The 7716-nt window shown below is 63.9% G+C and carries 6 protein-coding genes; all 6 read left to right on the forward strand.

Annotation, left to right across the window (positions count from 1 at the left end):
* Positions 1–295: 295 nt before the first annotated feature.
* The 6 genes from ACRC0P_RS00620 (at position 296) to ACRC0P_RS00645 (ending at position 7632) form a co-directional block, all read left to right on the forward strand.
* On the forward strand, positions 296–1711 hold the full coding sequence (locus ACRC0P_RS00620; protein WP_438627489.1) for an MBOAT family O-acyltransferase: 1416 nt from the start codon (positions 296–298) through the stop codon (positions 1709–1711).
* Positions 1686–2897 (forward strand): hypothetical protein, encoded by a 1212-nt coding sequence (locus ACRC0P_RS00625; protein WP_438627491.1) that lies wholly within the window; start codon positions 1686–1688, stop codon positions 2895–2897. The genes ACRC0P_RS00620 and ACRC0P_RS00625 overlap by 26 nt, the downstream gene beginning before the upstream one ends.
* Positions 2898–3260: 363 nt before the next feature.
* Positions 3261–4796, forward strand: coding sequence for a 2-isopropylmalate synthase (locus ACRC0P_RS00630; RefSeq protein WP_438627493.1), 1536 nt, complete (start codon positions 3261–3263; stop codon positions 4794–4796).
* Positions 4796–5599: a hypothetical protein gene (locus ACRC0P_RS00635; RefSeq protein WP_438627495.1), complete on the forward strand. Its 804-nt coding sequence runs from the start codon at positions 4796–4798 to the stop codon at positions 5597–5599. The genes ACRC0P_RS00630 and ACRC0P_RS00635 overlap by 1 nt, the downstream gene beginning before the upstream one ends.
* On the forward strand, positions 5596–6072 hold the full coding sequence (gene rimI / locus ACRC0P_RS00640) for a ribosomal protein S18-alanine N-acetyltransferase (RefSeq protein WP_438627497.1): 477 nt from the start codon (positions 5596–5598) through the stop codon (positions 6070–6072). The genes ACRC0P_RS00635 and rimI overlap by 4 nt, the downstream gene beginning before the upstream one ends.
* Before the next feature lie 171 nt (positions 6073–6243).
* Positions 6244–7632, forward strand: a complete 1389-nt coding sequence (locus tag ACRC0P_RS00645; protein WP_438627499.1) for an MATE family efflux transporter — start codon at positions 6244–6246, stop codon at positions 7630–7632.
* The last annotated feature ends 84 nt before the right edge of the window (positions 7633–7716 follow it).

Genomic DNA, 7716 nt, shown 5'->3' on the forward strand with positions numbered 1-7716 from the left:
CTGTCCAGTGCAAAAACCAGATTAGTGGTTGACTTCAGGGGCCGCTTTAGAGAAGAGAAGCCTGAAACTCAGTAACAGCTGTCCAGTGCAAAAACCAGATTAGTGGTTGACTTCAGGGGCCGCTTTAGAGAAGCGGCCCATGGCCGCGATAGATCTCTCCGCATGGCAGACGCCGATCGCGGCCAGCGGCGGATGGCCGCCCCGCCGCTCCTACAGGGAGCTATCAGGGAAAGATCGGTATTGCCGTTTTCCATCGGATGAGTTGTTACGGAAACAATAACAAGACGGCAGCCATATGATCTTCAATACCCCCTTGTTCTTTGCATTTTTTATCGTCTTTCTGCTGTTCTATGGGTTCGTGTTCCTGCAACGCAGGCCGCGGGTCTATCTCATCCTGGTGGCCAGCCTGGTGTTCTACGGGGCCTGGAACTACGCCTTTATTCCGCTGCTGGTCGGCAGCGCGGTTGTGGACTATTTCCTCGCCCAGGGGATTGCCGCGGCACCTGCGGGAAGGCGCCGGAAAATGCTGCTCGGTATATCCATCGCGGTGAATCTGGGGATACTGGCCGTATTCAAGTACGCGGACTTCGCCATCGGCTCGGTAGCCGAACTGCTGCGGCTGCTGGGATATGAGCCGTCGCTGTCATCGCTGGAGCTGATACTGCCGGTGGGCATCTCCTTCTACACCTTCCAGAGCATGAGCTACACCATCGACGTCTACCGCGGCGACATGCAGCCGCGCCGGGGGCTGGTGGAGTTCACCGCGGCACTGGCCTTCTTTCCGCAATTGGTGGCGGGCCCGATACTGCGCGCGCGGCAGATATTGCCGCAGTTCCACCGGCTGCCGCTGCCGACCTGGATCAACGCCAAGTACGGTTTCCTGCTGATCACCGTCGGCCTGATGAAGAAAACCGTGGCCGATCTGCTGGCCGGCCCTGCGGCAAGCGCATTCGATGCCCAGGGGCCTGTCAGCCTGATGGAATCCTGGACCGGTGTGCTGGCTTTCGCCGGGCAGATATACGGTGACTTTTCCGGCTATAGCGATATGGCTATAGGGTTGGCACTGTTGCTCGGCTTCCAGATTCCGTTGAATTTCCGCCTGCCGTACTTTGCCCTGTCGCCGGTGGATTTCTGGCGCCGCTGGCACATCTCCCTGTCCAGTTGGCTGCGCGACTACCTCTATATCCCGCTGGGTGGCAACCGCGGAGGCAACCGCTATCGCAATATTTTTATCACCATGCTGCTGGGCGGTCTCTGGCATGGCGCTGCCTGGACCTTTGTCGCCTGGGGTGCGTTTCACGGTGCGCTGATCGGCGCGACCCACAAGCTGAGTGAACTGCGCCTGTTCGCGCCCTTTGTGCAGTCGCGCTCGCTGTGGGTGCGCCTGTTCAAGTGGGCGCTCACTTTCTACCTGATACTCATGGGCTGGGTGTTGTTCCGCGCGGCCAGCCTGGAGGGCGCCTGGCAAATGCTGGTGACCCTGCACAGCATCGGCGCCGCGCTGCCGTCGCCGCCCCAGGGTGCCGCGCTGGTGCTCGGGCTCGCCATGGCGGCGTTGCTGGCGATGCACCTGGTGGACTACGGGGTTTTGGAATACGGCGAGCGTCTGGCGCAAAAGCCGTGGGGATTCTGGCCGGCACTGGTTACGGTGCAGGCCCTTTGCCTGATGATAGGAGAGCCGAGCAGTGAATTTATCTACTTCCAGTTCTGAGCGTGCGCTTTTCGCCCGCATCGTTGTCGTTATCCTGCTGGGAATGGGTGCCGCCCTCGGGCTTGTACGCCTGTTCCACACCGGGACCGGAATCACTGCGGACGCTTTTCTCGGCCGTGTGCTGGAGGCCAAAGCCGCCCTCCCGCGCATCACCGCGGAGCCTCAGGAACTGGTGATGTTTTTCGGTTCCTCCAGGGTGGAAGCCGGCTTTTCCCCGCGGCAGTTCGACCGCGAAATGGCCGCGCGGGGCCTTCCAGTGAAATCCTTCAACTTCGGTTTCGGCGGCCTCAATCCGCTGTTCCAGGACATTCTGTCCCGCCGTATCAGGGAGCAGTTCGAGCGCGATGGGCGACGCCTGAAAATCGCGCTGATCGAATTCAATCCCTTCCAGGCTACCGTCACCCGCCGCAATCGCGCCCGCGAAGCCGAGGAGACGATGCAGGCCATACTGGGCACACCGCAGGAGTTTTTCCCGGTGCTGATGCGGGACCCGGAACGCGGCGTGCGACTGTTCAATATCCGCTACCTGCGGGGCGGCATTTCCGCGGAGGCCTTTACCAGTTTTGTCGCCGCGGGGCTGGCCCCGCCGCGTCCGCGCACCGGGATTCCGGAAGATGAGTCCGCGAAAGCCCGGCGCCGGGAGCTGAACCGGATTCTCGATCAGCGTTTCGAGGAGGACTACCCGGATTACCGGGCGGAGCAATGGCACTACGGCTGGCAGGGCGGTGGCACCATTGCGGAAGAGCGCTCCGCCGAGACCCTGACGCTGTTCGATGAGTTTTACGCGACACTGCGCACCGAGCACAAGTTGGATGACGACCGCCTGCACCGCATCAACACCGCCGACATCATCGAGCTGAACTTCGATCCGGAGCTGGTGGAGGCGTTTATCCGCATTGTGAAAAATTTCCAGGCCATCTCCGACCGCGTGGAAGTACTGATGCTGCCGAAGAACAGCCGCTGGATTCAGAATACGCCGGAGGCCACTGAGCGGCTGGCGGCAGCGGTGGCGCGCATCGAAGATGAGACCGGCCTCCGCCTGCACAACGACCGGGAACTGCCGGCCATCACACCGGAGATGTTTGTGGACACCACCCATCTGGCCCGCTATACCGGCGGGGTGGTCTATACCCGCCACTTGGTTGAAGAGCTGGCGTCGCCGGAACTGGAGGCGGCGATCGATTAGCGCGAACAGCTCCGGTTCCCGCCGGGGGCCGGAGACTGCTGCATCCGCTTTGTTGAGAAAGGTGAGATATACATCCTAATTTTTTGTTCTTTCCTTGTGTTTATTAGGATGGCTGTTGACCACTTGGGCGCGGCGGGGGCATAATGCACACATTCCACCCAGCGCCGAAACCGCCATGCACACCGACCATTTCAACACCTGGCACCTCTATCGCACACTAGCTTTTTCGCTGCGACTACCGCGTTGCGGCATATAATTTTATTCCGTTACCCTCCGGCAGAATTCCACACTTTATTTGATCGGCGCGTAGACAGCAGTACAGCCGCTGTTTAGCCTCGGGCCAGACGAGGAGAAGAGCCCCAGATGAACACCAAGAAAGATAAGTTAGTCATATTTGATACCACCCTGCGCGACGGCGAGCAGAGCCCCGGCGCTTCCATGACCAAGGATGAGAAGGTCCGCATCGCGCGCATGCTCGAACGCATGCGTGTGGACGTGATCGAAGCCGGCTTCGCTATCGCCAGTCAGGGGGATTTCGAGGCGGTGCAGGCGGTGGCCGAGGCGGTCAAGGATTCCACCGTATGCAGCCTGGCCCGCGCCGTGGGCCCGGACATCATCCGCGCCGGCGAGGCGCTGCAGAAAGCCAATGCCCCCCGTATCCACACCTTTATCGCCACCTCCCCCATCCATATGAAATACAAGCTGCAGATGGAGCCGGAACAGGTTTTCGCCCAGGCGGTGGATGCGGTGAAGCGCGCGCGCCAGTTTACCGACGATGTGGAGTTCTCCCTGGAGGACGGCAGCCGCTCCGAGCCGGAATTCATGTACCGCATTATCGAGGCGGTGATCAATGCCGGTGCCGGCACCATCAATATTCCCGACACCGTCGGCTACGGCGAGCCCGGCGAGTACGGGGCCATGTTCAAACGCGTGATCGAGAATGTGCCCAACTCAGACAGGGCCATCTTCTCCACCCACTGTCACAACGATCTGGGGCTGGCGGTGGCGAACTCCCTGTCCGCGGTGATGAACGGCGTGCGCCAGGTGGAGTGCACCATCAACGGTCTGGGCGAGCGCGCCGGCAACGCCTCCCTGGAAGAAATCGTGATGGCGGTGCGCACCCGCCAGGATCTCTACCCGGTGGAGACCGGTATAGACGCCACCCATATCGTGCCCACTTCGCGTTTGGTCAGTTCCATCACCGGCTTCCCGGTGCAGCCCAACAAGGCCATCGTAGGCGCCAACGCCTTCGCCCACGAGTCCGGCATTCACCAGGACGGCATTCTCAAGCACCGCGAGACCTACGAAATCATGCGCGCCCAGGATGTGGGCTGGGGGCACAACCGTCTGGTGCTGGGCAAACACTCGGGCCGCGCGGCGGTCAAGGCGCGCTACGAAGAACTGGGAATCAACTTTGACGACGCCGGCGAGTTCAGCCTGGTGTTCCAACGCTTCAAGGACCTGGCGGACAAGAAACACGAAATCTTCGATGAAGATCTGCAGTCGCTGGTCACCGGCAGCGAGACGCCGGTGGAGCACTACCAGTTGGAAGACCTGGAAGTGCGCAGCAAGAGCGGCAGCCTCCCGCAGGCGCAGCTGCGGCTGCTGATCGACGGCGAGTCCCACCGCGCCGAAGCCTATGGCAGCGGCCCCGTGGACGCGACCTTCAAGGCCATTGAATCGGTGGCGGAGAGCGGCGCGGACCTCAAGCTCTACTCGGTCAACGCGGTCACCCAGGGCACCGACTCCCAGGGCAGCGTCACCGTGCGCCTGGAGCTGGATGGCCGCCTGGTCAACGGCGTGGGGGCGGACATCGACATCCTCGTGGCCTCGGCCCTGGCCTACCTGGACGCCCTCAACCTGCTCGCCTCCGACGGCGGCAAGCGCAAGGGCGTCTGATGCACGAACTGCACCGTGCGGAATACCTGTCGGCGCTGGGAGTCACCAGCTATATGCCGCGGTTCCTGCTGCCCCTGGCGCCGGAACCGCGGCAGGCGCTGCTGCCGGTTGAAGAGCTACCGGTTGAAAACAGGGAGCCGCCCCCCGGGACCGCGGAGCTCCAGCTCCGCCAGCGGGCCGAAGGCCCGCCCGAGATCGCGGAATCCCCGCAAGCTTCGAACACCGCGCTACGCGATATCGGCGCTCTCGCCGAACAGATGCGAGCTGCCCCCCAGCCGCAGCCCACCCCCGCCGAACTGGCCCCGCCGCAGCAACAGGTGCAACCGTTCATCCTCTCCTGCTGGTGGCTGGGAGACGAACTGCTGGCGGTGGACAGCCGCGAGCCCGGCGCCGCGCTGCCGGTGGAGGCGCTGTTCAACAATATCGCCCGCGCTCTGGGCTGGCACCAGCTGCCCCGGGAGCAGGACCGGCTGCGCTGGCCCCTGGCGGAAAACCGCTTCGGCCCCGCGGCCGCCGCCTCGGACGCGCGCGACACCTGCTCCAGCTGGCTGGAAGCGGCCAGCGCCCGCCGACCGGTAAAATCCATCTGGCTGATGGGCCGGCAGGCCTGCGACTTCTGCTCGCCCCTCTCCCTGAAGCAGCCCTTGGCAGAGCCGGTGACCGAGTGGAACGGCGTCCGCCTGGTGGCCATGCCCAGCCTGACCGAGCTGTTGCAGCAGCCGGAGCGCAAGCGCGCACTGTGGCAGCTGCTGCGGGAAACCTATCCGGAGCACACTCGTTTCCCTAATTCCGGGGCCCGATGACCCCCGAATTCGACCTCACCGATGCCCGCCTGGCCGCCGCCACCGTCGCGGACTGCCCGACCCTGGCCGCGCTGGCGCGCAGCGCCCACTCCCATCCCTGGAGTGAACGGCAGTACCGCGACAGTATCGAGGCCGGGCACGACGGCTGGCTGCTGCGGTCGCGGGAGGGCGAGGCCATCGCCTGCTGTGTGATTTCCCGGCTGTTCGACGCGGCGGAAATTCTCGATATCGCCGTGGCGCCCCGGTGGCGCCGGCGCGGCGTGGCCGGTGCGCTGCTAACGCAGCTGCTCGCCCAGCTGCCGCCGGAAATCGAACGGGTACTGCTGGAAGTGCGCACCTCCAGTCGCGCCGCGCGCTCACTCTATCGCAAACTGGGTTTTCGCGAAGACGGCCTGCGCAAGAATTACTACCCGGCAGACGGTGGCGCCCGCGAGGACGCGGTGCTGATGAGCCTCTGCCTGGAACACCCGTAGCCAGCCCCGCCGCTCCTACAATGCGTTTTTCGTCGTCCCTGCGCCGGTATGATGAAATCCGGGATTGAAACGGAATAGCCGCAGGGATGGTAAAATAAGGATGTTCCGTTTTTCTTTTCATACTCCGCTGCCGTCCAGCGGAAGTTTCCATCTTTCCGCAAAGAGTTGTTCATGGCGTTAACCTCCAACAATCCCAGCCTGCTAGAGGGCCCGGTCGCCGGTCACCTGCAGCGCCTGGCCCTGCCCATGGTGTGGGGCATTCTCGCCACCATGTCGTTCAATGTGGTGGACACCTGGTTTGTCTCCCAACTGGGCAGTGGTCCGCTGGCGGCGATGAGCTTTTCCTTTCCGGTGGTGATGGTGATCAACAGTTTCGCCATCGGCCTGGGTGCCGGCACGTCATCGGCGGTGGCGCGGGCCTACGGCGCCGGTGATATGGCCCAGGTGCGGCGGCTGGTGACCGACGCTTCGCTGCTGGCACTGCTGGTGGCGCTGACGATCAGCGCCGTGGGATTGCTTACCGTGGGATCGCTGTTCCGCCTGCTGGGCGCGCCGGCGGAGATGCTGCCGCTGATCGCCGACTATATGGTGCCCTGGTACCTGGGCGCGGTGTTTGCGGTGGTGCCCATGGTGGCGCTGTCGGCGCTGCGCGCCATCGGCAACAGCGCGATCACCGGGCGCATCATGGTGGCGGTGGCGTTTTTCAACCTGCTGCTGGACCCGCTGCTGATCTTCGGCCTGCTGGGCTTTCCGCGACTGGAGTTGCAGGGGGCGGCCCTGTCCACGGTGATTGCGCGCGGGATCAGCTTCTTCGCCGCGCTCTATTTCCTGGTGTGCAGGGAAAAGCTCCTGGCCGCGCTCGAGTGGCGCTGGTCGGTACTGGCGCACTCCTGGCGCAAGGTTCTGGCGGTGGGTCTGCCGGCAGTGGCCACCAATGTGATCGTCCCCATGGCCGGCGGTGTGATGGTGGCGCTGGTGGCGGCGCACGGCGCCGACGCGGTGGCGGGCCTGGGGGTGGCGCTGCGTATCGAGCCGGTGGCGCTGATCGTGTTCTATGCGCTGTCTTCGGTGGTAGGGCCCTTTATCGGCCAGAATGCCGGCGCCGGCAAGGTGGGGCGTATGCAGGAGACGGTCGCCGTATTGGCGCGCTTCTGCCTGGTTTTCGGGCTGGTGCTGGCGCTGGTGCTGTACCTGGTGGGCGGGTTTCTCGCGCAGCTGTTCAGCGATTCCGAGGCGGTGCTGGCGGTGGCGGTGGCCTACCTGGCCCTGGTGCCTTTCAGCTACGCCGGCTACGGCTTCGTGATGTCCGCCAACGCGGCCTTCAATGGCCTCGGCCGGCCACTGCCGGCCACGCTGATCTCCTTCCTGCGCGTGCTGGGTATCTACCTGCCGCTGGCCTGGGTGGGCGATCAACTGTGGGGGATCAGCGGGCTGTTCGCGGCCACCGCAGCGGCCAACCTGCTGCTCGGCATCCTGGCCTGGTGGTGGCTGCGGCGGGAAATCGGCGGGCGCGAGAGCGCCGGAGGTATTCCCGCGAACGCGGCCGTGGGCCGCGATTGATGCGGTCGCGGACTAGCACCGAACTGTCCCTGTAGGAAGCGGGCCATGCCCGCGATCGGCATTGCTTCGTAGCGCAGTCCGATC

This window comes from Microbulbifer sp., from assembly GCF_051659245.1.
Classification (GTDB): domain Bacteria; phylum Pseudomonadota; class Gammaproteobacteria; order Pseudomonadales; family Cellvibrionaceae; genus Microbulbifer.

Excerpts from the sequence above, each read along its gene's own strand:
- ACRC0P_RS00620 (WP_438627489.1), top strand. The coding sequence starts at position 296 with ATGATCTTCAATACCCCCTTGTTCTTTGCATTTTTTATCGTCTTTCTG.
- ACRC0P_RS00630 (WP_438627493.1), top strand. The coding sequence starts at position 3,261 with ATGAACACCAAGAAAGATAAGTTAGTCATATTTGATACCACCCTGCGC.
- ACRC0P_RS00635 (WP_438627495.1), top strand. The coding sequence starts at position 4,796 with ATGCACGAACTGCACCGTGCGGAATACCTGTCGGCGCTGGGAGTCACC.
- rimI (WP_438627497.1), top strand. The coding sequence starts at position 5,596 with ATGACCCCCGAATTCGACCTCACCGATGCCCGCCTGGCCGCCGCCACC.
- ACRC0P_RS00645 (WP_438627499.1), top strand. The coding sequence starts at position 6,244 with ATGGCGTTAACCTCCAACAATCCCAGCCTGCTAGAGGGCCCGGTCGCC.